Origin of the sequence: Polaromonas sp. LjRoot131 (genome assembly GCF_964252805.1) — a bacterium.
In the GTDB taxonomy this organism is placed as follows: Bacteria; Pseudomonadota; Gammaproteobacteria; order Burkholderiales; family Burkholderiaceae_C; genus Polaromonas.
Map to the genome: position 1 here is coordinate 532,191 of NZ_CAXUPF020000004.1, position 26,798 is coordinate 558,988.

The 26,798-nt window shown below is 64.1% G+C and carries 21 protein-coding genes; 8 read left to right on the forward strand and 13 right to left on the reverse strand.

The window, feature by feature from the left end; genetic code table 11:
• Positions 1-10 precede the first annotated feature (10 nt).
• The 4 genes from ACSQ27_RS19935 to sucC all read right to left on the reverse strand — a co-directional run bounded on the left by ACSQ27_RS19935 (position 11) and on the right by sucC (position 5,972).
• The gene (locus tag ACSQ27_RS19935; RefSeq protein WP_436157217.1) at positions 11-2,755 is read right to left on the reverse strand and encodes a CHASE2 domain-containing serine/threonine-protein kinase; all 2,745 of its coding nucleotides are present in this window, start codon (positions 2,753-2,755) and stop codon (positions 11-13) included.
• Positions 2,756-3,076: 321 nt separating this feature from the next.
• Positions 3,077-3,778: a TerC family protein gene (locus ACSQ27_RS19940; protein WP_436157218.1), complete on the reverse strand. Its 702-nt coding sequence runs from the start codon at positions 3,776-3,778 to the stop codon at positions 3,077-3,079.
• 121 nt (positions 3,779-3,899) lie between these two features.
• Positions 3,900-4,793 (reverse strand): succinate--CoA ligase subunit alpha, encoded by an 894-nt coding sequence (sucD, locus tag ACSQ27_RS19945; protein ID WP_413326480.1) that lies wholly within the window; start codon positions 4,791-4,793, stop codon positions 3,900-3,902.
• A gap of 18 nt (positions 4,794-4,811) precedes the next feature.
• Complete coding sequence (gene sucC / locus ACSQ27_RS19950; protein ID WP_436157219.1) at positions 4,812-5,972, reverse strand: ADP-forming succinate--CoA ligase subunit beta; 1,161 nt, start codon at positions 5,970-5,972, stop codon at positions 4,812-4,814.
• 297 nt (positions 5,973-6,269) lie between these two features.
• Between sucC and argC the strand changes: the two genes are divergently transcribed.
• Complete coding sequence (gene argC / locus ACSQ27_RS19955) at positions 6,270-7,181, forward strand: N-acetyl-gamma-glutamyl-phosphate reductase (protein ID WP_436157220.1); 912 nt, start codon at positions 6,270-6,272, stop codon at positions 7,179-7,181.
• Positions 7,182-7,184: 3 nt separating this feature from the next.
• Here the strand turns inward: argC and recX are convergent, their stop codons facing one another.
• Positions 7,185-7,676: a recombination regulator RecX gene (gene recX, locus ACSQ27_RS19960; protein ID WP_436157221.1), complete on the reverse strand. Its 492-nt coding sequence runs from the start codon at positions 7,674-7,676 to the stop codon at positions 7,185-7,187.
• A gap of 92 nt (positions 7,677-7,768) precedes the next feature.
• The gene (recA, locus tag ACSQ27_RS19965; protein ID WP_436157222.1) at positions 7,769-8,911 is read right to left on the reverse strand and encodes a recombinase RecA; all 1,143 of its coding nucleotides are present in this window, start codon (positions 8,909-8,911) and stop codon (positions 7,769-7,771) included.
• Between the two features lie 164 nt (positions 8,912-9,075).
• On the opposite strand from recA, the gene ACSQ27_RS19970 reads away from it, so the two are divergent.
• The 3 genes from ACSQ27_RS19970 to ACSQ27_RS19980 all read left to right on the forward strand — a co-directional run bounded on the left by ACSQ27_RS19970 (position 9,076) and on the right by ACSQ27_RS19980 (position 11,997).
• Complete coding sequence (locus ACSQ27_RS19970; RefSeq protein ID WP_436157223.1) at positions 9,076-9,585, forward strand: MarR family winged helix-turn-helix transcriptional regulator; 510 nt, start codon at positions 9,076-9,078, stop codon at positions 9,583-9,585.
• Between the two features lie 111 nt (positions 9,586-9,696).
• Positions 9,697-10,371 carry a response regulator gene (locus ACSQ27_RS19975; protein WP_007870259.1) on the forward strand — a complete coding sequence of 225 codons (675 nt, stop codon included), beginning with the start codon at positions 9,697-9,699 and terminating at the stop codon, positions 10,369-10,371.
• 171 nt (positions 10,372-10,542) lie between these two features.
• The gene (locus tag ACSQ27_RS19980; protein WP_436157265.1) at positions 10,543-11,997 is read left to right on the forward strand and encodes a sensor histidine kinase; all 1,455 of its coding nucleotides are present in this window, start codon (positions 10,543-10,545) and stop codon (positions 11,995-11,997) included.
• A gap of 4 nt (positions 11,998-12,001) precedes the next feature.
• Here the strand turns inward: ACSQ27_RS19980 and ACSQ27_RS19985 are convergent, their stop codons facing one another.
• The 6 genes from ACSQ27_RS19985 to ACSQ27_RS20010 all read right to left on the reverse strand — a co-directional run bounded on the left by ACSQ27_RS19985 (position 12,002) and on the right by ACSQ27_RS20010 (position 19,629).
• The gene (locus ACSQ27_RS19985) at positions 12,002-14,419 is read right to left on the reverse strand and encodes a GcvT family protein (RefSeq protein WP_436157224.1); all 2,418 of its coding nucleotides are present in this window, start codon (positions 14,417-14,419) and stop codon (positions 12,002-12,004) included.
• Positions 14,420-14,536: 117 nt separating this feature from the next.
• Entirely contained in the window at positions 14,537-15,394 is an 858-nt protein-coding gene (locus ACSQ27_RS19990) for an EamA family transporter (RefSeq protein WP_436157225.1), read from the reverse strand.
• Entirely contained in the window at positions 15,384-15,953 is a 570-nt protein-coding gene (locus tag ACSQ27_RS19995; protein ID WP_436157226.1) for a phosphonate degradation HD-domain oxygenase, read from the reverse strand. The genes ACSQ27_RS19990 and ACSQ27_RS19995 overlap by 11 nt, the downstream gene beginning before the upstream one ends.
• 39 nt (positions 15,954-15,992) lie before the next feature.
• Complete coding sequence (gene phnY / locus ACSQ27_RS20000) at positions 15,993-17,414, reverse strand: phosphonoacetaldehyde dehydrogenase (protein WP_436157266.1); 1,422 nt, start codon at positions 17,412-17,414, stop codon at positions 15,993-15,995.
• A gap of 177 nt (positions 17,415-17,591) precedes the next feature.
• Entirely contained in the window at positions 17,592-18,833 is a 1,242-nt protein-coding gene (gene phnA / locus ACSQ27_RS20005; protein WP_436157227.1) for a phosphonoacetate hydrolase, read from the reverse strand.
• Positions 18,820-19,629, reverse strand: coding sequence for a phosphonate utilization associated transcriptional regulator (locus tag ACSQ27_RS20010; protein WP_436157228.1), 810 nt, complete (start codon positions 19,627-19,629; stop codon positions 18,820-18,822). The genes phnA and ACSQ27_RS20010 overlap by 14 nt, the downstream gene beginning before the upstream one ends.
• Before the next feature lie 184 nt (positions 19,630-19,813).
• Here ACSQ27_RS20010 and ACSQ27_RS20015 point away from each other — a divergent pair, with 184 nt between their 5' ends.
• From ACSQ27_RS20015 to ACSQ27_RS20030, 4 genes are all read left to right on the forward strand, one after another.
• On the forward strand, positions 19,814-20,863 hold the full coding sequence (locus ACSQ27_RS20015; protein ID WP_436157229.1) for a putative 2-aminoethylphosphonate ABC transporter substrate-binding protein: 1,050 nt from the start codon (positions 19,814-19,816) through the stop codon (positions 20,861-20,863).
• A 147-nt stretch (positions 20,864-21,010) separates the two neighbouring features.
• Positions 21,011-22,063 carry a putative 2-aminoethylphosphonate ABC transporter ATP-binding protein gene (locus ACSQ27_RS20020; RefSeq protein ID WP_436157230.1) on the forward strand — a complete coding sequence of 351 codons (1,053 nt, stop codon included), beginning with the start codon at positions 21,011-21,013 and terminating at the stop codon, positions 22,061-22,063.
• A complete protein-coding gene (locus ACSQ27_RS20025; RefSeq protein WP_436157231.1) occupies positions 22,063-23,769 on the forward strand; it encodes a putative 2-aminoethylphosphonate ABC transporter permease subunit in 1,707 nt (568 codons plus the stop codon). Before ACSQ27_RS20020 ends, ACSQ27_RS20025 begins: the two co-directional genes overlap by 1 nt.
• Before the next feature lie 761 nt (positions 23,770-24,530).
• Positions 24,531-25,649 carry a 2-aminoethylphosphonate--pyruvate transaminase gene (locus tag ACSQ27_RS20030; protein ID WP_436157232.1) on the forward strand — a complete coding sequence of 373 codons (1,119 nt, stop codon included), beginning with the start codon at positions 24,531-24,533 and terminating at the stop codon, positions 25,647-25,649.
• Between the two features lie 134 nt (positions 25,650-25,783).
• On the opposite strand, the gene ACSQ27_RS20035 is transcribed toward ACSQ27_RS20030, so the two are convergent.
• Positions 25,784-26,749, reverse strand: coding sequence for a helix-turn-helix domain-containing protein (locus tag ACSQ27_RS20035; RefSeq protein ID WP_436157233.1), 966 nt, complete (start codon positions 26,747-26,749; stop codon positions 25,784-25,786).
• Between the last annotated feature and the right edge of the window lie 49 nt (positions 26,750-26,798).

Consider the following 26,798-nt stretch of genomic DNA (forward strand, 5'->3'; position numbering starts at 1 on the left):
GTTCGTGTTGTCACTGGGTGTCTTTGTCGGCGGCGGGTGGCCTGGAGACAACGGTTTTTTCAAATGTCTGGGCTCCGCCGGCATTCATGGCCTGGGTGGCATCATAGGCGCTGGGCTCGGGCGCCGGCGCGGCCGCGGCGGATTGCACCACCGTGGCGTCGAATGAAGCCCCGGGAGCGGCCGGCGGCGCGGCGTAGGCCGGCGCGGCCGGGGCGGCGGATGCGCCGCCTTCCAGGGCCGCGATGAGCTCGCGCAGGTCGGCCGCAAAGCGGTCGCCGTCCTGGTAGCGAAGTTCCGGTTTTTTGGCCAGCGACAGCGCGACGACCTCGGCCAGCCGGGGGGACAGTTCCTTGCGGATGATGCGGATGTCCGGCGCCTCTTCATTGGCAATCTTGTACATCAGCTCGGCCATGGAGTCACCGCGGAAGGGCAGCACGCCGGCCAGCATCTGGAACAGCATGACGCCCAGCGAATACAGGTCCGAACGGCCGTCGACCTTTTTGCCGGCGATCTGCTCGGGCGACATGAAGCTGGGCGTGCCCAGCACCAGGCCGGTTTTGGTCTTGCTGGAGTCAGTGATGCGGGCGATACCGAAGTCGGTCACCTTCACCGTGTCGCTGTCGATCTCGTACATGATGTTGGCCGGTTTGATGTCCCGGTGCACCACGTTCTGCTTGTGCGCATAGGCCAGGGCTTCGGCCACCCGCGCCACGATGGACAAGACCTTGGGAATCGGCAGCAGGCTGCCGTCCTTGGTCACGTCGGCCAGATCCTTGCCCTTGAGGAATTCCATGGCGATGTATGCCAGGTCGTGCTCTTCGCCGGCATCAAAAATCGTCACGATGTTCTGGTGCTGCAGGCGGCCGGCGGTTTCGGCCTCGCGGAAGAAGCGCTCGCGCGCGTCGTCGAGCTCTTCGCCCTCGAACTCCTGGCTTAGCGCCATGGTCTTGATGGCCACGACTCGGCCTATCTTGGGGTCCTTGCCGAGGTAGACCACGCCCATGGCACCCTTGCCCAGCTCTTTTTCCACCTGGTAGCGGCCCAGCATGGGTTTTTCGACGGCGCCGCCGTCCAGCAGCATGGTACCGCCGGGGTGCGAACCGCCGCCGCCCAGGATGACCGTCTCGGAGAGGTTTTTGGCGCGGTTGAGCCTGGACTGCAGGTCCTTGTGGTTCTTGTTATAGGTGGCCATGTACTCGTACACGGCCTGCGCCTTGTTGAACTGCCGCTTGCGCTCGAAGTCCAGCGCGAGGTTGTTCATGTTGTCCATCAGCGCGTCGGTGAAAGGCACGCGGCGGAAACGGTCGAAGGCCATGTCGAGCTGGCCCTGGCCTTGCAGCGCCAGGCCCATCATGCGGTTGGTTTCGGCCGATTCCTCGTCGGACTTGAGCTTGCCGGCCTCGGTCATCAGGAAGCGCTTGGTGGTCAGCGCCAGGTGGCCTATGACCAGGAGCGCGGCGGGGAAGATGAACTTGAGCCAGGTCGCGGCCGCCGACAGCAGGCTGAACTCGACCACCAGCAGCACCACGAACAGCAGCAGGGTGACGATGGCGGCCTTGCCGGCCGACAGCCGGGGCAGCCCGGCAATCAGGTAGCCGGCCACCAGCAGCAGCACACCCAGCGTGGCCCAGACGCCCCAGCCCGGCTGCACGATGAAATGCTCGCTCAGGATGCTGGAGGTGATGTGGGCAATGGTTTCCGCCGGCGAAAGCCCGGGGCCGGCCGGTGTCGGGAACTGGGTGCCCACGCCCGCGGCGGTGGCGCCGATGATCACGATCTTGTCGGCGTACTTGGCGGCCGGAATCTTGCCGGAGATCACGTCGTAAAACGAATCCACGGCGAAAGCCGGCCGGCCGTCCTTGCCCTTGTAGAACTGCGGCAGCATCAGCGCCGACTCATCGGTCTTGACCATCAGCTTGCCGATCTGCACCGAGTCGCCCACATTGAGCTTGATGTCGGCCGGCCCGAGGTTCAGGCTCTTGGCCGCCGCCAGCAGGCTCATGGAGGGCACGGCCTTGCCGTAGTAATTGATCAGCAGCGGTTCCTGGCGCACGGCGCCGTCCACATCGGGCAGCTGGTTGAGGTGGGCGATGCCGGCGGCCGCCGCGCCTATCAGTTCGATGGGTTGCTGGCCGCGTATGGCCGGCAGCGAGAAGTTGTTGGTTTCGTCCACCGCGCTCTTCAGGGCATAAGCTGGCAGCGGGTTGTCGGGACGGCCCTGCGGCACGCCCAGCTGGAAAACCGAGGGAACCAGGACGTTGCCGGCCTTGCTCATGCTGGCCGCGAGCTTGGCGTCGGTATCCAGGGCGATTTCGGCCTCGGCAATGACCTTGCCGAGCTGCTCGGGCAAACCGCCCTGGGACGCCGTGGCCGGGTCGGCCGCCGGGCCGAGCGCTTCCTTCATCTTGCGGATGAAGACCAGGCCGCGGTCCGTCTGCGGCTCAAAGAAGAAAGCGGTGTGGGCGATGGTTTTGGCCTTGGCGGCCGAAAGCTGGTCGATCAGCTGCGCGTGCACGTCGCGCGGCCAGGGCCAGCGCCCGATATTGGCGATGCTCTGGTCGTCGATGGCGATGATGGCGATGCGATCGGAGGGCTGGCGCGAGGTGCTGGTGCTCGCGAAATCGTAATAGCGGCGTTCCAGGGTGCCGAAAAAGTCCGTCAGGCCATGCAGAAAAAGGACGGCCAGCACCACCAGGACCCCGACGAACCAGTCGGCCCGCCAGAACTGACTCAGCTTTCTAGATGATTTGGCCACTACCCGTCCCTTGTCCTGATTCGCTGTGCATCGCTATGCCGTTTTTAATTGCTTTGTGTTACCAGTCGCCCGGTAACGGCCGTTTTTGGCGCACCAAACAACGCCCGCCGGCTGTTTCGACAGGTTACAAGTCTCCTGATAAGGGACATTAACAGACGGGGTGCGGCTGGACAAGGGACTTTTGCACGGCAGCCGGGCCGACTGTTGCAAATAAGTGGTTTTTCAGCGCATGCGCCAAAGCCCGCGCGGTGCGGGCATGGCAGGCTGGTACTTTCCCGGCCCCACCGCCACGGCGCCGCCGCCGGGACGGGCGGGCGGATTTCAGGCCGAAGGCGCTTTTTCCTTCTGCCGTTTGGTCAGGTAAGTACCCAGCGCCACGACCAGCACGGCGCCCAGGAGGCCGCCCGCAGTGACCGTGTGTTCACCGATGGGCCCGAAATGGGCGACCACGGCCGGGTCGGTCAGCAGCATTTCACCGGCCAGGAAGCCCAGCAGGGCCGCGCCTATGGTGATGATGATGGGGAAGCGCTCCATGACCTTGGTCAGCAAGGTGGCGCCGAAGATGATCAGCGGAATGCTCACCAACAGGCCCAGGACCAGCAGCGGCAGGTTGCCCTTGGCGGCGGCGGCCACCGCCAGCACGTTGTCCAGGCTCATGACCAGGTCAGCGATCAGGATGGTGCGGATGGCCGCGGCCATGCCGTTGATTTCATGGCCTTCGCCGTCTTCGTCTTCCTCGCCTTTGAGCAGGTCCACGCCGATGTAGACCAGCAGGATGGCGCCTATGAGCTTCAGGTAGGGCAGGCTCAGCAGCTGGATGGCCACGATGGTCAGCACGATACGCATGACGATCGCCGCGGCGCTGCCCCAGAAGATGGCTTTGCCGCGCTGCTCGGGCTTGAGCGTGCGCGCCGCCATGGCGATCACCACGGCGTTGTCGCCCGACAGCACGATGTTGGCAAGGATGATGGAGCCGAAAGCACTCCAGAAAAGCGGGGACGCGAGGTCCAGTCCGAAAAACATGGCTATCTCCTGTTATGAATGAAAAAAAGCGCCGGGCAGCGCTTTTTTTGTTTTTTCGAGTTTAGCCCGGATGGGGCCTTGGCGGCGTTCGTAGTAATGCTTACGATCGCCGCCGGCCGCCTTACAGCAGTGCCTTGAGCAGCTTGGCCATTTCCGAGGGGTTGCGCGTCACGGTGAAGCCGCAGGCTTCCATGATGGCCAGCTTGGCGTCGGCCGTGTCGGCACCGCCGGAAATCAGCGCGCCCGCATGGCCCATGCGCTTGCCGGCCGGGGCCGTCACGCCGGCGATGAAGCCGACGATGGGTTTTTTCATATTGGCTTTGCACCATTGGGCGGCTTCCGCCTCGTCGGGGCCGCCGATTTCGCCGATCATGATGACGGCGTCGGTGTCCGGGTCGTCATTGAAGGCCTTCATCACGTCGATGTGCTTGAGGCCGTTGATCGGGTCGCCGCCGATGCCCACGGCGCTGGACTGGCCCAGGCCGATTTCGGTGAGCTGCGCCACGGCTTCATAGGTCAGCGTGCCGGAGCGGCTGACCACGCCGATACGGCCCTTGCGGTGGATGTGGCCGGGCATGATGCCGATCTTGATTTCGTCGGGGGTGATCAGGCCGGGGCAGTTGGGGCCCAGCAGCAGGGTCTTCTTGCCGCCGGCGGCTTCCTTGGCCTTCATGCGGTTGCGCACTTCCAGCATGTCCTTGACCGGGATGCCTTCGGTGATGCAGATGGCCAGGTCGAGGTTGGCTTCCACGGCTTCCCAGATGGCGGCGGCCGCGCCCGCGGGCGGCACATAGATGACCGACACCGTGGCGCCGGTGGCCTTGGCGGCCTCGGTCACGTTGGCGAAAATCGGGATGCCTTCGAAGTCTTCGCCGGCTTTCTTGGGGTTCACACCGGCCACAAAGGCCTCTTTGCCGTTCGCGTAGTCGCGGCACATGCGGGTGTGGAACTGGCCGGTCTTGCCGGTGATGCCCTGGGTGATGACTTTGGTGTGTTTGTTGATGTAGATCGACATGCTTGTGTTCTCCTGGGCTTACTTGACGGCGGCCACGATTTTGGTCGCGGCTTCGGCCATGGTGTCTGCGGCGATGATGGGCAGACCGGAGTCCGCCAGCATTTTCTTGCCCAGGTCTTCGTTGGTGCCCTTCATGCGCACCACCAGCGGAACGGAGAGATTCACGGCCTTGCAGGCGGTGATCACGCCGTCGGCGATGGTGTCGCACTTCATGATGCCGCCGAAGATGTTGACCAGGATGCCTTTGACATCGGGGTTCTTCAGCATGATCTTGAAGGCTTCGGTGACTTTTTCAGCCGTCGCGCCGCCGCCCACGTCCAGGAAGTTGGCCGGCTCGCCGCCGAACAGCTTGATGGTGTCCATGGTCGCCATGGCCAGGCCGGCGCCGTTGACCAGGCAGCCGATGTTGCCGTCCAGGCTGATATAGGCCAGGTCGAACTTGCTGGCTTCGACTTCGGCCGGGTCTTCTTCGTCCAGGTCGCGGTAAGCGACGATTTCAGGATGGCGGAACAGCGCGTTGGCGTCGAAGTTGAACTTCGCGTCGAGGGCCATGACTTCGCCCTTGCTGTTGCGGTTCAGGGGGTTGATTTCAACCAGCGACGCGTCGGTGTCCATGTAGCACTTGTAGAGCTTTTGCAGGATGTCGACGGTCTGTGCCACGGAGTCGGCGGGCATGCCGATGCCGGCGGCGACTTCCTTGGCCTGGGCGTCCGTCATGCCGACCAGCGGATCGACAAACACCTTGATGATTTTTTCGGGGTTGGAATGGGCCACCTCTTCGATGTCCATGCCGCCTTCGCTGGAGGCGATGAAAGCCACCTTTTGCGATTCGCGGTCGGTCACGGCCGAAACGTAGTATTCCTTCTGGATGTCGGCGCCGTCTTCAATATAGAGGCGGCGGACTTTCTGGCCTTCAGGGCCGGTCTGGTGCGTCTTCAGCTGCATGCCCAGGATTTCGCCGGCGATGCGCTTGACGTCTTCGATGGTCTTGGCGACCTTCACGCCGCCGCCCTTGCCGCGTCCGCCCGCGTGGATCTGCGCCTTGACCACCCACACCGGGCCGCCCAGCTTCTGGGCGGCTTCCACCGCTTCCTGCACCGTGAAGGCCGGAATGCCGCGCGGCACAGGCACACCAAAATTGCGCAAGATTTCCTTGCCCTGGTACTCGTGAATTTTCATGAAAAAACCTTCAGAATTCAGTAAAAGAGGGGGTGCAACTGGGATTTGGGGCAGGGTTGTGGGGTGTCGGAAACAGGCCACACCGGCCCAAAAAACCACGTCGGCGGTCACTGCAGGCAGCAACGCAGAACTGTATCATGGTGCGACGCACAATTCTTGTGCCGGGCTTACACCCCGAAATGGCGCCGAAATGGGCTTTTTCAGGTGTTTTTAGCGGCCCCGCGACCTTGTATTTGCTTTGTTTGCCTTATTTGCGTATTTCATTTCTGTTTCTGTTGTCAGCACCTGGAAGTCCCCATGCCCAAAGTTTTTATTGACGGAGAAGCCGGCACCACGGGCCTGCAAATCCGCGAGCGGCTGCAAGCCATGCCGCAGGTCGAGCTGGTCAGCATCGCGCCCGAGCTGCGCAAGGATGCGGCGGCCAAGCGCGCGCTGATGGCGCAGGTGGACATGGTGATCCTGTGCCTGCACGACGACGCGGCGCGCGAGTCGGTGGCCATGATTGACAGCCTCAGCGGCAAAAAACCCAAAGTCATCGACGCTTCCACCGCCCACCGCACCATGCCCGGCTGGGTCTATGGCTTCCCCGAACTGACGCAAAACCAGCGCGCGGCCGTAGCGGCCGCCGACCGCGTCGGCAACCCCGGCTGCTACGCCACCGGCGCGATCGCGCTGATCCGTCCGCTGGTCGACGCCGGCGCGATACCGGCCGATTTCCCTTTGAGCCTTCCCGCCGTGAGCGGTTACTCCGGCGGCGGGCGGCAGATGATTGAGGACTACGAGGCCGGCACCGCGCCCCTGTTTGAGCTTTACGGCCTGGCCCTGAAGCACAAGCACCTGCCTGAAATCATGAAATACACCGGCCTGTCACGCCGCCCGGTGTTCATTCCCTCGGTCGGCAATTTCAAGCAGGGCATGCTGGTGCAGTTGCCGCTCCACCTGGACTTGCTGCCCGGCAAACCGACCGGCGCGCAGCTGCAGGACATGCTGGCCAAACACTACGCCCGCAGCGAATGGGTGACGGTGGAAGCCGCGCCCGAATCAGGCAAGCTCGATGCGCTGGCGCTCAACGACAGCAACAAGATGGAGTTGCGCGTGTTCGCCAACGAAGAGTACCGCCAGGCGGTGCTGGTGGCGCGGCTGGACAACCTGGGCAAGGGCGCTTCGGGCGCCGCGGTGCAGAACCTGAAATTAATGCTGGGCCTGTAAAGCTCAGTCCTCGTCCGCCTGCGACACCACGCGGCGGATCACTTCACCGCCAAAACCCCGGGCCGCCAGAAAACGCATCTGCTTGGCGCGCCCTGCCGCGTCGGGCGCCGGCCCTTCGAACTTCTTGCGCCAGATCTCCCGCGCGCGTTCCAGTTCGCTGCCTTTGAGGCTGGCTACTGCGCCGGCCACCCGCTCAGCGCTGAGGCCCTTGGTCAACAACTCATGCTTGATGCGCGCCGCGCCAAACCGCCCGGCACGCCGGTTGATCACTGACTCAACCACCCGCGCCTCACTGATGAAGTCCTTGGCTTCGAGATCGTCGAGCACCTTGGCCAGCTGGCCGGGGGTTTCCTCATGCGGCGCCAACTTGTGCTCCAGCTCGGCTCGCGAATGCTCACGCGCGGCCAGGTAACGCAGCGCGCGGCCCTTCAAAGAAAGGCCAAAACCCGCACGACGGGCGGGTTTGGCTGGCTTGTGATCTACCGGATTTTCCATGGCTAACAGGCCAAGCCCAACACGCGCGCTATTCTTTCAATAGCTGTCAACGCGTGCTCCAACTGGGCTAGAGCCTTATCTGGCATTGAAAATCAGGCAGCCGCCTTGGCGGGTTTTTCAGCTTTCTCGGCTTTCTCAGCCTTGGCCGGCTTTTCGGCCGGGGCGTCCACGCCGCCGGCAACCTGCACCAGCGGGATGCCCAGCGATTCGCGCACCTTGTTTTCGATCTCGATCGCGAGTTCCGGGTTTTCCTTGAGGAATTCACGCGAGTTGTCGCGGCCCTGGCCGATTTTTTCGCCGTTGAAGGCATACCAGGCACCGGCTTTTTCGACGATGTGGCCGGCCACGCCGAGGTCCAGCACCTCGCCCAGGCGGCTGATGCCCTCGCCGTAGAGGATGTCGAACTCCGCCGTCTTGAACGGCGAAGCCACCTTGTTCTTGACCACCTTGACCCGGGTTTCGTTGCCGATCACCTCTTCGCCCTTCTTGATGGAGCCGATGCGGCGGATGTCCAGGCGCACCGAGGCGTAGAACTTCAGCGCATTGCCGCCGGTGGTGGTTTCGGGCGAGCCGAACATCACGCCGATCTTCATGCGGATCTGGTTGATGAAGATGACCATGCAGTTGGCCTTCTTGATGGTGGCGGTGAGCTTGCGCAGCGCCTGGCTCATCAGGCGGGCCTGCAGGCCGGGCAGGGAGTCGCCCATTTCGCCTTCGAGTTCGGCCTTGGGCGTGAGCGCCGCCACCGAGTCGACCACGATCAGGTCCACCGCGCCGGAGCGGGTCAGCGAATCGACGATTTCCAGCGCCTGTTCGCCGGTGTCGGGCTGGGAAATCAGCAGTTCCTGCAGGTTGACGCCCAGTTTTTGCGCGTACTGGATGTCCAGCGCGTGCTCGGCGTCCACAAAGGCGCAAGTGCCGCCCAGTTTTTGCATTTCAGCGATGACCTGCAGGGTCAGCGTGGTCTTGCCCGAGGATTCCGGGCCGTAGATTTCGACGACGCGGCCGCGCGGCAGGCCGCCCACGCCCAGGGCGATGTCCAGGCCCAGCGAACCGGTGGAAACGACCTGGATGTCCTCGATCACTTCGCCGTCGCCCAGCTTCATGATGGTGCCTTTGCCGAACTGCTTTTCGATCTGGGCCAGCGCGGCCTGCAGGGCCTTGGCCTTTTCGGTGTTCAGGGCGGCGGTCTGCACGGGGTTCTGGGCGGGATTCAGTTTGCTGGTCAGTTCCATGAAAAACTCCTTGAAAATCAATGATGTAAAACTTGTTGCCTGGATTCCAGCCTCTGCTTTTAATCACAGCGCTGGATGCATGACCAGTACTTTATGGGCGTGATTAAAATAAGTAAACCCTATTTTTAGTCAGTTTGCCTGATCAATTGGGTTACCATGATTTCATGGCGGAAACGGCACTCCCACCCTCGCTGTCCAGCCCCTTCGGTGCGACCGAGGCCGGCTGGCGGCAAACCCACCTGGGGCGGCTCATGGGCCACGCGTTGCGCCGCTTCGACGAGCGGGTGCTCTCGCTGATGGCCGGCAGCGTGGAGGTGCCGCTGGCGCTGTCCAACCTGGCCGCGCGCGACCAGGTCGGCGCCGCGCACATCCACATCACGCGCCACCTCGCGGTGGGCGGCTCACGCCTGACCGACCTGGCGCAAAGCGCCGGCATGAGCAAGCAGGCCATGGGCGACCTGGTCGACCAATGCGAAGCCTGGGGCCTGGTCACGCGCCAGCCCGACCCGCACGACAAACGCGCGCGCCGCGTGGTATTCACCGAATCAGGCCTGCTCTGGCTGGAGGCTTTCCACCAGGCGGTGCGCCGGGCCGAGGACGAATTCCGCCAGGCTGTCGGGCATGATGTAGCGACCGTGGTGGCCTTGGGACTGGAGGCTTATGCCGGCGCCTGACCTGGCATCGGCCCGTCAGTAAACCCGGGGTGACAAAAGCCTAGAATTTGTCCAAGAACACACCAAAACCGCCCTGCAAACCGCAAGGGGGCCTGATATCTGGAGACAACCATGCGTATTCTGATTGCCGAAGACGACCAGGTGCTGGCCGATGGCCTGCTGCGCACTTTGCGCGCCTCCGGTGCGGCGGCCGACCACGTCGCCAGCGGCACCGAGGCCGACGCCGCGCTGCTGACCAACACCGAATTCGACCTGCTGATCCTCGACCTGGGCCTGCCGCGCATGCACGGCCTGGAAGTGCTCAAACGCCTGCGCGCCCGCGGCTCGGCCATGCCGGTGCTGATCCTGACGGCCGCCGACAGCGTCGAAGAGCGCGTCAAGGGCCTGGACTACGGCGCCGACGACTACATGGCCAAGCCCTTTTCGCTGCAGGAACTCGAAGCCCGCGTACGCGCGCTGATACGCCGCGGCATGGGCGGCGCCAGCAGCACCATCAAGCACGGCCCGCTGGTCTACGACCAGGCCGGCCGCGTCGCCACCATAGACGGCCAGATGCTGGAGCTGTCGGCGCGCGAACTCGGACTGCTCGAAGTGCTGCTGCAGCGCGCCGGCCGGCTGGTCAGCAAGGACCAGCTGGTGGAGCGCCTCTGCGAATGGGGCGAGGAAGTCAGCAACAACGCGATCGAGGTCTACATCCACCGGTTGCGCAAGAAGATTGAAAAGGGTCCGGTACGGATCGCGACCGTGCGTGGGCTAGGTTATTGCCTTGAGAAAATCCCTGGTTAATGACTCTTGCTCCTTCCCCCGCTGGGGGAAGGCGGGGATGGGGGCCCGCGGCCTCCCAAACCTGAACCGCAAGGGCCATCCGCCGCCGTCAGCCCCCATCCCTGCCTTCCCCCAAAGGGGGAAGGAGCAAAACCAGCAGGCCTTTGATTTGGAGCACCCCCGTCCGTGGCGTTGAGACTCTTCCAGCGCGAACGCCGCAGCCTCTTCGGCGAGATCCTCGACTGGATGCTCACGCCGCTGCTGCTGCTGTGGCCCATCAGCCTGGCGCTGACCTGGCTGGTGGCGCAGAACATCGCGGGCAAGCCCTTTGACCGCGCGCTTGAATACAACGTGCAGGCGCTGGCCAAGCTGGTGGTGGTCAAAAACAACCAGGTGCAGTTCACGCTGACGGCGCCGGCACGCGAAATCCTGCGCGCCGACGACACCGACCTCGTCTACTACCAGGTGGTGGGCACGCAGGGCGAACACCTGAGCGGCGAGCACGACCTGCCCGCACCGCCCGACGAAGACAAGCCCACCAATGGCGAGGTGCGGCTGCGCGAGGACGTGATCCAGGGCGAGGACGTGCGCGTGGCCTACACCTGGCTCAAGGTCGACGTGAAGGGCGCGCCGGCCAGCGCCCTGCCGGTGCTGGTGCAGGTGGCCGAGACGCTGGAAAAGCGCAAGACCCTGGCCACCGAAATCGTCAAGGGCACCATGGTGCCGCAGTTCGTCACGCTGCCGCTGGCCGTGCTGCTGGTGTGGCTGGCGCTGGTGCGCGGCATCAAGCCGCTGGCCCAGCTCGAAAAGCGCATACGCGCGCGCAAGTCCGACGACATGAGCCCGCTCGACGAAACCGCGGTGCCCGAGGAGGTCGCGCCGCTGGTGTCTTCCATCAACGACCTGCTGAGCCGGCTCAAGGTTTCGCTGACCACACAAAAGCGCTTCCTGGCCGACGCCGCCCACCAGCTCAAGACGCCGCTGGCGGGACTGCGCATGCAGGCCGACCTGGCGCAGCGCGAAACCGATGCCGACGAACTCAAGAAATCCCTCAAGCACATAGGCCGCGCCAGTATTCGCGCCACGCACACCGTCAACCAGCTGCTGGCCCTGGCACGTGCCGAAACCACCGGCCGCAGCCTGGCCAAGCAACACATCGACCTGGTGCACATCGTCTCGGAAGTCATGGCCGACTCGGTGCCGCGCGCGCTCGAAAAGCAGATAGACCTCGGCTACGACGGCCCCGACGCCGGCGAACAGGCGACGCAGCTCGAAGGCAACGCCACCCTGCTCAAGGAGCTGGTGCGCAACCTGCTGGACAACGCCATCAACTACACGCCCGAAAAAGGCCAGGTCACGCTGCGGCTGATGACGGACCGCTTCAGCGGCGTGCTGGTGCTGCTGGTGGAAGACTCGGGGCCGGGCATCCTGGAGTCGGAACGTGAGCTGGTGTTCCAGCCTTTTTACCGCGCGCTGGGCACCAACGTCGACGGCTCCGGCCTGGGCCTGGCTATCGTGCTGGAAATCGCCAAGCAGCACGGCGCGACGATTTCGATCGAGGATGCCGCCTTGCCGGGGCACCCGCAAACGCCGGGCACGCGCGTTACCGTGCGCTTTGTCGGCATGGATTTACCTGAAGGCGCTTAATCCCTCAGGCTTTGGCAGGTAGCGGCCAGCGGTCGTACAGCTTGACGGCGACGCGCTCGCCCCACAGTTCGATCTGCGCCGGTGTTCCGGCATGCGCCTGGTTCGCGCTATCGCCTCGCACATAGCCCAGCGCCACGCAGGCGCCGGCCAGCGGGCTCCAGCCCACCGACGAGATCTCGCCCACCGATTGGCCGCCCAGCACGATGGCCTCACCGCCCCAGGCAAAAGCGTCGCCCGTGTCGAACACCAGCGTGACCAGTTTTTTGCGCAACGTGAGCCCCTGGGCGTTGAGCAGCGCGGCCTTGCCGATGAAGTCGGCGGGCTTGTCGAGCTTGACGCTGAAAGCCAGCCCGGCTTCCCATGGCGTTTCGTCCGGGCCCAGTTCCGCCCCCCAGGCGCGTCGACCCTGCTCTATGCGCAGCGCGTCCAGCGCGTAATAGCCCGCGTCGCGGATACCCAGCGCCTGGCCGGCCTCCATCAGCGCGAGGTAGACGTGGCGCGCCATTTCAATCGGCGTGTAGAGCTCAAAACCCGGCCCGCCCACGTAACTCATGCGCGCGGCGCGCACGCGCGCAAAGCCCACGTCGATTTCTTTGGTCCAGGAAAACTTCAGCGCTTCGGGCGACAGGTCGTCCGGGCTGACCAGCGCCAGCAGCTCACGTGCTTTCGGCCCCATGACCGACAGCACCGAGTACATCGCCGACACGTCGGTCAGCAGCGCATGCTCCGCCTCGGCGATATGCCGCTTGATCCAGTCGAAGTCGCGCACGGTCTGCGCGGAACCGGTGATGATGAGAAAGCGATCCGCGGCTTGTCGCATTACCGTCAGGTCGCTTTCAAAACCGCCGCGCTCGTTGAGCATCGCGGAATAGACCATCTTGCCGATGGGCACGTCCATCTCGTTAGCGCACAGGCGCTGCAGCACGGCCAGCGCGTCGCGGCCCTGCAGCAGGTATTTCGAGAACGAGGTCTGGTCGTAGAGAGCCACGGCTTCGCGTGTGGCCTTCTGCTCTTCAATCATCCAGGGCAGCCAGCCGGGCTTATCGAGGGTGTGGCCGGGACGAGGCATGCCCTCGGGCCTGAAATAACTCGCCCTCTCCCACCCATTCTTGCTGCCGAACTCCGCCCCTTTGGCGGCCAGGATGTCGTACAGCGGCGAGGTGCGCAGCGGCCGTGCCGTTTCCAGTTCCTGCCGCGGCCAGCGCATGGCGTAGTGCAAGCCCAGGGTTTCACCCGTGCGTTCGGCCAGCGCCTTCCGGTTGCCCGTGAAGGGGCCGAAGCGGCGTATGTCCACGTCCCACAAATCGGTGCTGGGCTCGCCACCCACAATCCATTCGGCCATGAGCCGGCCCGCGCCGCCACTGTTGGCGATGCCGGCCGAGTTGAAACCGGCGCAGACAAAAAAATTACGCAGCTCGGGCGCTTCGCCGAGGATGAAATTGCCGTCCGGCGTAAAACTCTCCGGGCCGTTGAGCAGCATCTTGACCTCGGCCGTCTCCAGGCAGGGCGTGCGGTGCAGCGCGGCCGTCATCAAGGGCTCGAACTGGTCCCAGTCTTCGTCCAGCAACTCGAACTGGAAGGTTGACGGAATCGGATCCATCTTCCAGGGCTTGGCCTGCGGCTCAAAGCCGCCCATCACCAGTCCGCCGACCTCTTCCTTGTAATAGATAAAGCCGTCCGGGTCGCGCATCACGGGCAGCATGGGATGCACGCCCGGGATCTTGCCGGTAACAATGTAGAAGTGCTCGGCCGAATACAGCGGCACGTTCACGCCCGCTAGCCTGCCGAACTGCCGCGCCCATTGGCCGGCGCAATTGACGATGACTTCGCAGCGCACCTCGCCCTGCGCCGTTCGCACACCCACCGCCTTGCCGTTTTCGGTGATGACGCCGGTGACCTCGATGCCTTCGGCCATCTTCACGCCGCGGTTGCGCGCGCCCTTGGCCAGCGACATGCACAAATCGGCCGGGTTGGCCTTTCCGTCGCCCGGCAACCAGATCGCGCCCTGCAAATCGTCGGTGCGCATGATGGGGTATTTGTCGCCGGCTTCCTGCGGCGATATCTCGTGGCATTCGACGCCGAAGCTGTTGGCCATGGCGACCTGTTTCTTCAGCACCTTCATGCGCTCCGGCGTGCGCGCCACATTGACGCTGCCGCATTGCTTCCAGCCTGTGGCCAGGCCTGTCTCGGCTTCCAGCAAGGCATAGAGCTCGATGCCGTACTTGCTCATCTGCGTCATGTTGCGGTTGGGCCGCATCTGGCCGACCAGGCCTGCGGCATGCCAGGTGGTGCCGCTGGTGAGTTTTCCCTGCTCCAGCAGCAGCACGTCGGTCTTGCCCATTTTTGCCAGGTGGTAGGCCACCGAGCAGCCGGCGATGCCACCGCCGACGATGATGATTTGCGCCTGAGTCGGAATATTCATGCGTGCAATCCTCTCCGGTATTAAATCAGCGGCTGCCGCGGAACCGGCTTTGCCGGGCCGCAGGCTGCGCCCCCTTGGGGGGGAGGCGCCGAAGGCGCTTCGGGGGGGAACTCATATCTAAGCCAGCCGTATCGCCATCACGCCGCCCACAATGATGCAGGTGCCCACAAAGCGGCGCAGCGTGAACGTCTCCTTGAGCAGCCAGCAGCCGAGCAGCACGGCGAACAGCACCGAGGTTTCACGCAGCGCCGCCACTGTGGCCACGGGTGCGCGTGTCATGGCCCACAGCGCGATGCCGTAAGAGCCCAACGAGGCCAGCGCACCGCCGGTGGCCACCGGCCAGCGGTGGCGCGCATAGTCGGCCATGGCGCGCCCGCGCCGCGCCATCATCAAGAGGCCAAAAGGCCAGCCGTCAAGCAGGAACAGCGTGGCGACGTACTGCAGCGCGTTGCCGGAAGCGCGCACGCCCAGTCCATCGACCACGGTGTAAATCGCGATGATGACCGCATTGGCCAGCGCGAAGCCAACGGCCTTGCGCGCATGCAACGCGTGGCGGCTCAGGCCCAGCACCAGCACGCCGCTGCAGATGCCGATAATCCCGGCCCAGGCCAGCGGCGTCAAAGTCTCGCCCAGCGTGAAAGTGGCCGACAAAGCCACCAGCAGCGGCGCCACGCCGCGCATCAGCGGATAGGTGAGCCCGAGGTCGCCATGCTTGTAGGCCTGCGTGGTCGCGATGTAGTAGCCGATATGGATCAGCACCGAGGCGCCGATAAAGGGCCAGGACGCCATGGGCGGCAGGCCCACCAGCAGCACCAGCGGCAGGGCCAGCACCGAGCCGATCAGATGGATGACCGCCATGTCCATGGACTTGTCGGCGCTGGACTTGACCAGCGCGTTCCAGCCCGCATGCAGCAGCGCGCCGAACAGCACGGCGCACAGCACCGGCCAGGTCAGGGCCAGGGTTTCAGTCGGCAAGCGAGGGCTCTGCGGCGGGGAGGGCGCAGCGCCGCGCCCGCGCCAGGTAGTGCGCCAGCGGCGGCGTGGCCTTGTCCGCGTCTTTCGCGAGGTCGTCCCAGAGGCGCAGTTTCACCGCATCCGCGGCGCCGGGCTGGGCGATGAAACGCGCGGCTTCTTCAGCCGAAAAAATGCCCCCTTGCAGCAGCAGGCTGCGCTTGGAATCCGCCGACAGGCTGGAGTGGTAGCCGCGCCGTGCCGCGCACAGGTAACGTTTGGCATCCACATGCAGCTTGATCGCGTCCAGCACCTCGTCGGGGAACAGGCCGCGCAGGAAAGGCAGCGCGCGGTACTGATGGACGTCGTCCACACCACGCAGCGAAGGCGTCTCGCCCAGGTCATGCAGCAGATGGCCGAGGTCGTGCAGCAGGGCGGCCGTGACCAGCGCATCGCTCGCACCCTCGGCCTCGCCCAGCGCCGCGGTCTGCAACGCGTGCTGCAACTGCGTCACCGGTTCGCCGCTGTACTGTTCGCCGCCGCGCTCGGCGAAGAGATGTTCGATGTCGTCAAAGCTCAGCATGTGAATTCCTCGCAAGGAAATAAGGGGACTTCGGAGAAGTCATGAGTTCCAGGGGAGCGAGTAGGTTTTCAGGTTAGTGAAACTTTTGATCGCTTCCTGCACGCCCTCTTTATAGCCCAGGCCCGAATCCTTGATGCCGCCAAAGGGTGTGAGTTCGAGGCGGTAGCCGGGCACTTCGCGCACATTGACCGTGCCGACGTGCAGCTCGCTGACGAAGCGGTTAATGTAGTCAAGCCGGTTGGTGCAGACCGCGCTCGACAGGCCGTAGGCCGTGCCGTTGGAGATCTCAATGGCTTCGTCGATGTTCTTGAAACGTATCACCGGCGAGACGGGGCCGAAGGTTTCCTCGCGCGCCACCGTCATCTGGGGCAGCACATGGTCCAGCAGCGTGGGGGAATACAGCGCGCCACGGCGCTGGTTGCCGGCCAGCAGCTTTGCGCCCTGCGCCACCGCTTCGTTGACGCGCGACTCGAACAGCATGGCGGCCTGCTCGTCGATCACCGTGCCCATGTCGTTGGCCTTGTCGGTGGGATCGCCGTGTTTCCAGGCCAGGGTCTTGGCCAGCACCTGCTCCACGAACTCGCCGGCCACCGCCTCATGCACCAGAAGCCGCTTGATGGCGGTGCAGCGCTGGCCCGAGTTTTTGTAGGAGCCCTGCACCGCCAGCGTGGAAGCTTCGGCTATGTCGGCGTCCTCCATCACGATGATGGGGTCGTTGCCGCCCAGCTCCAGCACCACGCGGCGGTAGCCGGCTTTGGAGGCGATGTATTTGCCGATGGCCACGCCGCCCGTGAAGGTCACCAGGTCGACCAGCGGATTCGTGATCAGCTCGTCGGCGATCTCGCGCGGGTCGCCCGTCACCACACTCAGCATCTCGGGCGGCAGGCCGGCCTCGTACAGGATGTCGGCGAACAGCAGTGCCGAGAACGGCACCTTCTCGGAAGGCTTGAGCACCATGCGGTTGTTGGTCGCGATGCTGGGCACCACCTTGTGCGCCACCTGGTTCATCGGGTGGTTGAAGGGCGTGATGGCCGTGATCACACCCAGCAGTGGCGAGCGATGTGTGTAGACGCGGCGCTTTTTGCCGTGCGGCGTGAGGTCGCAGCTGAAGATCTGGCCGTCGTCCTTGAGCACCTCGGTCGCGCCGAACAGCAGCACGTCGCTGACGCGGCCGGCTTCATAGATCGCGTCCTTCAGGCACAGGCCCGCTTCGGCGGTGATCAGGTTCGCGACCTCGGACAGGCGCGACTGGATGATGGCCGCCGCGCGGGTCAGGATGGCGGCGCGTTCGTAGCGGGTCAGCTGCGGTTTGTACGCGTGCGCCGTGGCAAAGGTGTCCCGCACTTCTTCCAGCGTGGCCTTGGGGACCGTGCCCAGCCGCTTTTCGGTATAGGGGTTGAACACTTCGATGACGCGGTCGCCGCTGCGGTCGGCACCGACCTTGCGGCCCGCGAGGCGCATGGCGTTGAGCTGGTGGTCCTGGATGTATTGGTCAATCACACAACACTCCTGGGTAATACTCCCTCTCCCCCTGGGAGAGGGTGGGGGTGAGGGCTGTCGGCGCTCGAAAATTGAAGGCCCTCGAGTGCGGGCACCGCCCTCACCCTAGCCCTCTCCCAGAGGGAGAGGGAACAATATTCAACCCTGCGCATAATTCAGCGCCAGGTCAAAGGCATCAAAATTGCGGAAGCGCCGGCTGCGGTCCAGGCCGGGCAGGGCGCGGTTCACGATCAGCGGCACGCGCTGCTCGCTCATGCCGCCATGCGAGCGCAGCGGCACTTCGAGCGCCGAGAGGTCGTGGCGCGAGGCCGAGGTACCGATCACCGTGAAGCGCTCGGACACCGCGACGATGTCGCCGATGCGGTCGGCCGGAAGCTCAAAGCGTTCGGCCGCCTGCTCGCGCGAGAGCACCAGTTCCATGCCCTTGAGCGCCGCGAGCCGTTTGCGCGCGACTTCAATGTTGGTGCCTTCCGGCAGGTAGACCGTGGCGAAGGAACCCAGCGCGCCGTGGTGCACCACATAAGGATCGGTGATCGGCAGGATCACGCGCGCGATGCCCGCGCCCAGCCAGTTGTCAAACCAGTCCTGCAGGTAGATCACGTCGGGCGTGCCGTCCATGGCCACCTTGGCGTTCATGCCGTGGTCGGCCGTCAGCACGATCACGCAGCCCAGGTCCTCGAGCTGCTGCATGTAGCCGTCCATCATGCGGTAGAAGGCGTTGGCGCCGTCGGTGCCGGGCGCGTGCTTGTGCTGCACGTAGTCGGTGGTCGAGAGGTACATCACATCGGGCTTGTACTTCTGCATGATCTTCACGCCGGCCGCGAAGACGAACTCCGACAAATCGGCGCTGTAGACGCTGGGCAGCGGCCGGCCGACCAGACCCAGCACGTCCTCGATACCGTTTTCTTCGAGCGTGACCTGGTCCGCCTTCTCGGACGAAAAGCAGATGCCCTTCATCTGGTGGCCCAGCAGCTTGCGCAGCTTGTCCTTGGCCGTCACCACCACCAGGGATTTCCCGGCATCGGACAGCGCGGCCAGCAAAGTCGGCGCGCGCAGCCACTTGGGGTCATTCATCATGACTTCGGTACCGCTTGCGGTATCGAACAGGTAGTTGCCGCAGATGCCGTGCACGCTGGGCGGCGCACCGGTCACGATGGAGAGATTGTTGGGGTTGGTGAAGCTGGGCACGACGCAATCGCCCGTCAGGCCGGAGCCCAGCGCCAGCGTGCGCTTGAGCCAGGGCATCTGGCCCGTGGCCACGGCCTGCGCGAGGTAGTCGGGCTCGCAGCCGTCCACACAGACCACCACCGTGGGTTTGGCCGGCAGCTTGTAAACCCTGCCGTTCACTTTCAATTCGGTAGCCGGTTCAGCGTTTGCCACGTGACGCCCCTTCCTTCATTTTGTCCTTGCCGTTTTTTTCCTTGCTCGCACCGGAGCTGCTGGAGACGAGCTTGACGGGAACGGGCCTGGCGGCTGCCGGATCGGCTTGCTGCCCCGCCTGGCGCCGCAGGTCGTTTTCTATCGTGCGCTCCTTGCTTTCGATCACATGCTGGAACATCGCGCGGCCGGCCGCGTCGGCGTCGCCCGAGGCAATGGCCTTGACGATCTGCCGGTGTTCATTCGCCGACATCGGCATGAGCCAGCCGTCCGCGAGGTTCAGGCGCCGGAACAGCGAAAGCTCCTTGATGAGCTTGCGGTAAATCTCGGTCAGTTTGCGGTTGCCCGCCATCTCGACCATGCGGTCGTGGAAGGTCAAGTTCAGCAGGTGGTAGGCATGGGGGTCTTCGGCCTTGACGGCTTTTTCCATCGAATCCACAAGGGCCTTGAGTTCCTTGAGTTCCGCCGCGCTGATGTTTTCCGCGAGGCGGCGGCCGACGAGTTCGTCCATGGCGGCGCGCAGGTCGAAAATCTCGACGGCCTCGTCGATGGGAATGTCGCGCACGAAGACGCCGCGGTTTTTCTCGGTGCGCACCAGGCCGGCCTCTTCAAGCATGCGGAAGGCCTCGCGCACCGGGCCGCGCGAGACGCCCATTTTTTCGGCCAGCGTGGCCTCTATCAATTTGCTGCCGGGCTCGTATTCGCCGGCAAGGATGGCCCGCTCGATTTCCTGCTGCACCACTGTGGTGAGAGAGCTGTTCTGGAGTTGCGCGATGGTGGGATGCAAAGCAGCGTTCATGCCCTGAATTGAAGCACAAAAATGTAGATTGTCAACAATCTGCAATAAACAATTGACAAGATAGAAGGGTCGGCGTTAAATAAAAAATGAGCTGGGTTGGCAGCCTGTACACAGGCGGTCATCGCAGTGTCACTCCCGACACGAACGAGTCACAACATTGCAGGTTTTCCACAAAGGATTTTTTATGCAGCTGGCTACCCACCTCAAATCCCTGTCAAAGGCGATCGCCCTTCTTGGCTTGCTCGCCGCCTCCACCGGCGCATTCGCCCAGAAAACCCAGTTGCTGGTGTACACCGCGCTGGAAACCGACCAGATCAAGGCCTACCAGGAAGGCTTCAACAAGGTCTACCCCGACATCGAAATCAAATGGGTGCGCGACTCGACCGGCGTGATCACCGCCAAGCTGCTCGCCGAAAAGTCCAACCCGCAGGCCGACACCATCATGGGCGTGGCCGCCTCCAGCCTGGCGCTGCTCGACAAGCAGGGCATGCTCGAGCCCTATGCGCCCATCAATCTTGATGGGATCATGAGTCAGTACCGTGACAAGAAAAAGGTCCCCGCCTGGTTCGGCATGGACGTCTGGGGCGCCACCGTGTGCTTCAACACCGTCGAGGCCAAGAAGAAGAACATCCCCACGCCGGAGACCTGGCAGGACCTCACCAAGCCCATCTACAAAGGCCAGGTCGTGATGCCGAATCCGGCTTCGAGCGGCACCGGCTACTTCGACGTGACCGCCTGGCTCACGCTGTTCGGCGACAAGGACGGCAAGGGCGGCGGCTGGAAATACATGGACGCGCTGCATGAAAACATCGCGCAGTACACCCACTCGGGCTCCAAGCCCTGCAATATGGCGGCCGCCGGCGAGTTCCTGGCCGGCATCTCGTTTGAATACCGCGGCAATACCAACAAGGCCAAGGGCGCCCCCATCGAGCTGGTGTTCCCCAAGGAAGGCCTGGGCTGGGACCTCGAAGCGTTTGCCATCCACAAGGGCACCAAGAAGCTGGACGCCGCCAAGAAGCTGGCCGACTGGGCTTCGAGCAAGGACGCCATGATGCTCTACGGCAAAAACTTCGCGATCACCGCGCAGCCCGGCCTGGCGCCGCCGCTGGCCAACGTGCCGAAAGACTATGAGTCGCGCCTGGTCAAGATGGACTTCAGCTGGGCTGCCGACAACCGCGAGCGCATCCTGAACGAGTGGACCAAGCGCTATAACTCCAAAACAGAAAAAAAATAGCACACCCCCGTCTCGGCTCACTTCGTGTAGCCGGATCCCCCCTCAAGGGGGCAACAGCTGTGGCCCGGCAAAGCCGGTTCCACGCTGTTGCTTGGTTTTGGCATGGGCGCGCGACCCGTCCAGGCAATACATACGTATGACCCACGAATGAACAACGACACCTTTCTGAACCTGCGCCACATCCGTAAGGAGTTCGGCGGCTTTACCGCGCTGCAAGACATCAACCTGGACATCCGCAAAGGCGAATTTGTCTGTTTCCTCGGCCCTTCGGGTTGCGGCAAGACGACCTTGCTGCGCATCATCGCGGGCCTGGAGGTTCAGACCTCGGGAGAAGTACACCAGGGCGGGCGCGACATCTCGCGGCTGCCGCCGGCCTTGCGCGACTACGGCATCGTGTTCCAGAGTTATGCGCTGTTTCCCAACCTCAGCGTGGCCGACAACGTGGCCTATGGGCTGGTCAACCGCAAGACGCCGAAAGCCGAAGCCGCCAAACGTGTGAGCGAACTGGTCAAGCTGGTGGGCCTGCCGGGCAGCGAAGCCAAATACCCGAGCCAGCTCTCGGGCGGCCAGCAGCAGCGCATTGCGCTGGCGCGGGCCTTGGCCACATCGCCGGGTTTGCTGCTGCTGGACGAACCGCTGTCGGCACTCGATGCGCTGGAGCGTGTGCGGTTGCGCCAGGAAATTCGCACGCTGCAGCAAAAACTCGGCGTGACCACCATCATGGTCACGCACGACCAGGAAGAAGCCCTGAGCGTGGCCGACCGCATCGTGGTGATGAACCACGGCCTCATTGAACAGGTCGGCACGCCCATGGAAATTTACCGCGAGCCGGCTTCGCCCTTTGTGGCCGATTTTGTCGGCAAGGTGAACGTGATGCCGGTACGCGTGAGCGGCGGCGAAATGAAGTTCGGCGCGCTGTGCCTGCCCTGCGACGGCGCTGATCGTGAAGCCAAAATCTACCTGCGGCCCGAAGACGTGCTGGCGCGGCCGATTGCCGCCGGTGACCCTCATGTGTTCGAGGCCACCATCGAGAAGATCGAATTCCTGGGCTCCTTCTGTCACGTGCATGTGGCCTCACCCGCGCTGGGCGGCCACAAACTCACGGTCTACCTTTCGCTCAATTTCCTGTCGGAGCAGTCGCTGCAGGTCGGCTCCTCGCTGCCGCTCAAGCTGCTGCCCGAGCGCATCAAGGTGTTCTGATGCCGGTCTTCACACCCCCCGCGCCGCCCATGGTCAGGCAGCGCGCGCACTGGATAGACCATTTCGCCTATGCGGCCCTGGCGCTGGTCGTCCTGATCCTGGTCGCCTTCCTCGCCGCGCCGCTGCTGGCCATCCTGCAGCAGGCCCTGCTCGACAAATCCGGCGGCTTCGTCTGGTTCGACAACTTCATCGAATACGCCAAGACACCCGCCTTGCTCGAGAGCCTGTGGAACAGCCTCTGGGTATCGGCCCTCGTGACGCTGGTCGCCGTGCCGCTGGCCTTTGGTTTTGCCTATGCACTGGCGCGCTCCTGCATGCAGTACAAGGCGCTGTTTCGCGGCATCACGCTGATCCCGCTGCTGGCGCCTTCGCTGCTGTCTGCCATTTCGCTGATCTACTGGTTCGGCAACCAGGGCGTGCTCAAGGGCTGGATGCAGGGCATCGGCATCGACCAGATCTACGGTGCGCCCGGCATCGTGGTGGCGGAATGTTTCGCGGTGTTCCCGCATGCGCTGATGATCCTGGTCACGGCGCTCACGCTGTCGGATGCGCGCCTGTATGAAGCCGCCGACGCCATGGGCACCAGTGCCAGGCGCAAGTTCTTCACCATCACCTTGCCCGGCGCCAAGTACGGCCTGATCTCGGCGGCGCTGGTCACCTTCACGCTGGTGATGACCGACTTCGGCATCCCGAAAGTGATTGGCGGCAACTTCAACGTGCTGGCCACCGACGTCTTCAAGCTGGTCATAGGCCAGCAGGACTTCGCCAAGGGCGCGGTGGTCGCCATCCTGCTGCTGGCGCCGGCCGTGCTGACCTTCGCGGTCGACAAATACGTCAGCAAACGCCAGACCGCGATGCTGACGGCGCGCGCCGTTCCCTACCGGCCCACGCCCTCGCGAGGCTACGACTGGGCCATGACGCTGTACTGCTGCGCGATTGCCTTCCTGGTGCTGGCCATGCTGGGCATGGCGGTGTTCGCCTCCTTCACGAGCTTCTGGCCTTACAACCTCACACCCAGCCTGCGCCACTACACCATGGGCCTGGTCGATGCGGAGGTCGGCGTCGGCTTCGTCAACAGCCTCAAGATGGCGGCGGGCACGGCTTTCTTCGGCACGGCGCTGGTGTTCGTCGGCGCCTACCTGCTCGAAAAAACCAAGGGCATGGACGGCCTGCGCGGTTTTGTGCGCATGCTGGCCATGCTGCCCATGGCGGTCCCCGGCCTGGTGCTGGGCCTGGGCTACATCTTCTTTTTCAACGCGCCCGACAACCCGCTCAACGGGCTGTACCACACGCTGACCCTGCTCACGCTGTGCACCATCGTGCACTTCTACACCACCGGCCACCTCACGGCGGTGACGGCGCTCAAGGCACTCGACGGCGAGTTCGAAGCCGTCAGCGCCTCGCTCAAGGTGCCCTTCTTCAAGACCTTCTGGCGCGTGACCTTGCCGATCTGCACACCGGCCCTGGTCGACATCGCGCGCTACTTCTTCATCAACGCCATGACGACGATTTCCGCCGTCGTCTTCCTCTACTCGCCCGAGACCAAGGTCGCCTCCATCGCCATCCTGAACCTCGACGAGGCCGGCGAGATCGGCGCCGCGGCGGCCATGGCGGTGCTGATCGGTGCGGCCTCGAGCGTTGCCACCCTGCTGTTCATGGCGCTCGCATGGTGGGTCAACCGGCGGACGCAAGCGTGGAAAGGATGAGCGTTGTGGTTCTCACGAGCGGAAGCCCGACCTCGACGGTTCGGGTTGAGGTATCGAAGTCTGGCATCGTTCCGGCTTGCGTCATCTTTGCCAGGTATGGCTGGCCGGGAATGGCCCGGCGGCCAGTAACTTTCTTTTGCTTCGCCAAAAGAAAGTCACCAAAGAAAAGGCGACCCGCAGTCTGGGTCCCCTGCGCTTCGCTCCGGGGCAACCTGCGGTGCTCGACTGCGGCGGGGTCTCGCGCAAACTCGCCTTCGGCTCAAACAAGCGCGATCCCTGATCCGCCTACGTCTGCGCTCCTCGGCCCAGCCAGGACGGGGCAATCGGGAACGGGAGCGGGGACAGACGACAAACAAGGACACGCCACGGCGTGTCCTTGTTTCTTCAAGTATTCGGGTTTCTGTCTTCGGTGGTTTGGTATTCCTTCTCCCCGCTACCCACCCCTTGTGGATGCGCCGAGGAGCGCAGGTTCAGGCGGATCAGGGATCGCGTTGTTTGAGCCGAAGGCGAGTTTAGCGAGACCCCGCCTGAACCGAGCACCGCAGGTTGCCCGCAGCGAAGCGGAGGGACGCAGCAACCAGGGTCGCCTTTTCTTTTGCTTACTTTTCTTTTGGCGAAGCAAAAGAAAAGTGAGTAGCCGCCGGGCTACCCCCGGCCAGCAAGCCTCGGCAAATCCAGCCTGGTCCGATCAAAAACAAGGCTTCGACAGGCACAGCCCGACCTGTTCACCGGCATAGATCCGAAAAACCAATGAGACAAATATGGACAGAGACAAAATCCTTTTGACACCGGGTCCCCTGACCACCACCTTGCGCACCAAGCTCGCGATGCTGAAAGACTGGGGTTCCTGGGACAGCGATTTCAACGCCGTCACCGCCAGCGTGCGCAAAAGCCTGCTGGACGTCATCCACGGCCAGGATTCGCACGTCGTCGTGCCGCTCCAGGGCAGCGGCACTTTCAGCGTGGAGGCGGCTGTGGCCACCGTGGTGCCGCGCGACGGCCATGTGCTGGTGATGGACAACGGCGCGTACTGCAAACGCGCGGCCAAACTCACCACGCTGATGGGCCGGCGCTGCACCGTCATGCCTTTTGACGAAGCCGCGCAGGTCTCGCCCGCCGCGCTGGACGCCATGCTGGAGGCCGACACCAGCATCACCCACGTCATGCTGATCCATTGCGAGACCGGCGCCGGCGTGCTCAACCCGCTCAAGGAAGTGGCCGACGTCTGCAAGACCCATGGCAAGGGCCTGCTGGTGGATGCCATGAGCTCCTTTGCCGCGATCGAGATCGATGCGCGCAAGGTGCACTTCGACGCGCTGGTGGCCGCCAGCGGCAAATGCCTGGAAGGCGTGCCCGGCATGGGCTTTGTCTTTATCCGCAAGGCGGTGCTTGACGGCTGCGCCGGCCGCAGCCAGTCGCTGGCCATGGACCTGCACGACCAGTACGCCTACATGGAAAAGACCACGCAGTGGCGCTTCACGCCGCCCACCCACGTGGTGGTGGCGCTGGCCGAGGCGATTGCACAGTTCGAGGAAGAGGGCGGCCAGCCCGCGCGCCTGGCGCGCTACGAAAGCAACTACCGCACGCTGATAGCCGGCATGGCGAAACTCGGCTTCAAGCCCTTCCTGGACCCGGCCATCCAGGCGCCCATCATCGTGACCTTCCACGCGCCGGCCGACAGCCGCTACGACTTCAAGAAGTTCTATGCCGCCGCGCGAGATCGCGGCTTTGTCCTATACCCCGGCAAGCTGACCCAGGTGGAAACTTTCCGGGTCGGCTGCATAGGCGCCATAGGCCCCAACGAAATGGCGCAGGCGGTACAGGCCGTGGCAGGCGCCTTGCAAGACATGGGAATCACCTCCGCCGCGCCAGCAGTCTGAGCAAAGAGCAACTTTCTCCTCACCAGCATGAGCCGTGGAACCGGCTTTGCCGGGCCACAGGCGGGCGGCCCCCTCGGGGGGCAGGGAGCTACACGAAGTGAGCGACCGTGGGGGCCCTTTTCTAGCGTGGGGGCCTAATGGTTTCGGCGAAACGCCTCGGAAGGCAGCTCGCCAAACATTTGCTGGTAGTCGTGCGCGAAATGACCAAAATGCCAAAACCCCAGGTCGGTTGCAGCCGCCGTCACGGACGTAGCGGTCTTGAGCGCCTGCCTGGCGGCGTTCAGGCGCACGGCGCGCAGATAGGCCAATGGGCTGATGCCCAGCGCCGTCTGAAAGCCGTTTTGCAAGGTTCGCCGGCTCACGCCGAGTTGCTCGCACAGCGCCAGCACGGTGGGCGGCTGGTCGAGTTGCGCGTGTACCAGTTCTCGGGCGCGCCGCGTCAGCGCCCAATGCCCATGCGTGCCGACAGAATCGACGCAACCCGTCGGTGCAAGAACCCGGCCGAGTTGCTCCATCACGGTGTCGAGCATGGCGGCCTGCACGGCGGGCGACTGCAGCAGCGCAGGGGCCGCCTCCACCGTATCCAGCACGCCGGTCAGGCACTGCCTGAGCCCCGCCTGCGCCGCGCCGTCCAGCCGGCGCAAGCCGGCCTGCGCACCGAGCCGGGCCTGCAGCGCCGGATCGTGCTGACCGCAGCGGCGCCAGGCGGCCTCATCCAGCTCCAGCCCCAGCATCACATGGCGGCGGGAGGAGCGGAACTCAAAGCCCGACTCACCCGAAAACACATGCAGCGCCCCTGCATCACTGGGCGCACCGCAAAACACACTGGGCCCATCAACCTGCAGCGGCAAACCCAGGGCCAGCGCACCTTCGCGGATCTGGCCGGTCTGGTAGACCGACTCCCGCAGGCTTTCCACAAAGAGGCGCAAGCCCGCGAACTCAAGCTGCCGCACTTCTCCGCCGAACGCACCGCGCGAAAGCTGCAGGTAGCTCTGGTTCCAGCCCGTGAGCGCAGCTGCCTGCTCGTCCGCGTCGGCAAACGACGCGTGGGACAACAGGGCCGGCGGGGCCGGCTGGCCGGTATCGGAAGGATGTGCCATCGCCGCATTCTTGCAGGATTCGTGCCGCATGCAAGCTACGCTTTGAAAC

What these genes read in the sequence shown, in the direction of transcription:
- sucC (WP_436157219.1), bottom strand. Translation starts at nt 5,972, where the DNA reads ATGAAAATTCACGAGTACCAGGGCAAGGAAATCTTGCGCAATTTTGGT.
- ACSQ27_RS19940 (WP_436157218.1), bottom strand. Translation starts at nt 3,778, where the DNA reads ATGTTTTTCGGACTGGACCTCGCGTCCCCGCTTTTCTGGAGTGCTTTC.
- ACSQ27_RS20020 (WP_436157230.1), top strand. Translation starts at nt 21,011, where the DNA reads ATGAACAACGACACCTTTCTGAACCTGCGCCACATCCGTAAGGAGTTC.
- ACSQ27_RS20010 (WP_436157228.1), bottom strand. Translation starts at nt 19,629, where the DNA reads ATGAACGCTGCTTTGCATCCCACCATCGCGCAACTCCAGAACAGCTCT.
- ACSQ27_RS20030 (WP_436157232.1), top strand. Translation starts at nt 24,531, where the DNA reads ATGGACAGAGACAAAATCCTTTTGACACCGGGTCCCCTGACCACCACC.
- ACSQ27_RS20025 (WP_436157231.1), top strand. Translation starts at nt 22,063, where the DNA reads ATGCCGGTCTTCACACCCCCCGCGCCGCCCATGGTCAGGCAGCGCGCG.
- ACSQ27_RS19985 (WP_436157224.1), bottom strand. Translation starts at nt 14,419, where the DNA reads ATGAATATTCCGACTCAGGCGCAAATCATCATCGTCGGCGGTGGCATC.
- ACSQ27_RS19975 (WP_007870259.1), top strand. Translation starts at nt 9,697, where the DNA reads ATGCGTATTCTGATTGCCGAAGACGACCAGGTGCTGGCCGATGGCCTG.
- phnY (WP_436157266.1), bottom strand. Translation starts at nt 17,414, where the DNA reads ATGCGCCTCGCGGGCCGCAAGGTCGGTGCCGACCGCAGCGGCGACCGC.
- sucD (WP_413326480.1), bottom strand. Translation starts at nt 4,793, where the DNA reads ATGTCGATCTACATCAACAAACACACCAAAGTCATCACCCAGGGCATC.
- recX (WP_436157221.1), bottom strand. Translation starts at nt 7,676, where the DNA reads ATGGAAAATCCGGTAGATCACAAGCCAGCCAAACCCGCCCGTCGTGCG.
- ACSQ27_RS20035 (WP_436157233.1), bottom strand. Translation starts at nt 26,749, where the DNA reads ATGGCACATCCTTCCGATACCGGCCAGCCGGCCCCGCCGGCCCTGTTG.
- ACSQ27_RS19995 (WP_436157226.1), bottom strand. Translation starts at nt 15,953, where the DNA reads ATGCTGAGCTTTGACGACATCGAACATCTCTTCGCCGAGCGCGGCGGC.
- ACSQ27_RS20015 (WP_436157229.1), top strand. Translation starts at nt 19,814, where the DNA reads ATGCAGCTGGCTACCCACCTCAAATCCCTGTCAAAGGCGATCGCCCTT.
- argC (WP_436157220.1), top strand. Translation starts at nt 6,270, where the DNA reads ATGCCCAAAGTTTTTATTGACGGAGAAGCCGGCACCACGGGCCTGCAA.
- recA (WP_436157222.1), bottom strand. Translation starts at nt 8,911, where the DNA reads ATGGAACTGACCAGCAAACTGAATCCCGCCCAGAACCCCGTGCAGACC.
- ACSQ27_RS19970 (WP_436157223.1), top strand. Translation starts at nt 9,076, where the DNA reads ATGGCGGAAACGGCACTCCCACCCTCGCTGTCCAGCCCCTTCGGTGCG.